The sequence below is a fragment of the Bacillus cereus group sp. BfR-BA-01347 genome (genome assembly GCF_022663835.1).
GTDB lineage: Bacteria > Bacillota > Bacilli > Bacillales > Bacillaceae_G > Bacillus_A > Bacillus_A thuringiensis_K.
The window spans coordinates 1-224 of record NZ_JAKUGG010000102.1 but is presented as its reverse complement, the minus strand read 5'-3'; the positions used below and the strand labels follow the sequence as shown (position 1 = coordinate 224).

Genomic DNA, 224 nt, shown 5'->3' with positions numbered 1-224 from the left:
TGATGGCAGAGAGGTCACACCCGTTCCCATACCGAACACGGAAGTTAAGCTCTCTAGCGCCGATGGTAGTTGGGACCTTGTCCCTGTGAGAGTAGGACGTTGCCAGGCAATCCGGAGGATTAGCTCAGCTGGGAGAGCACCTGCCTTACAAGCAGGGGGTCGGCGGTTCGATCCCGTCATCCTCCACCATTTAGCCGACTTAGCTCAATTGGTAGAGCAACTGA

At 55.8% G+C, this 224-nt stretch carries 1 tRNA gene and 1 rRNA gene; both read left to right on the top strand.

The features are described 5' to 3' along the window. A 5S ribosomal RNA gene (gene rrf / locus MR143_RS32840) occupies positions 1-108 on the top strand; the annotation flags it as partial. A gap of 5 nt (positions 109-113) precedes the next feature. Continuing rightward, positions 114-189, top strand: a tRNA-Val gene (locus MR143_RS32835). Positions 190-224: the final 35 nt, after the last annotated feature.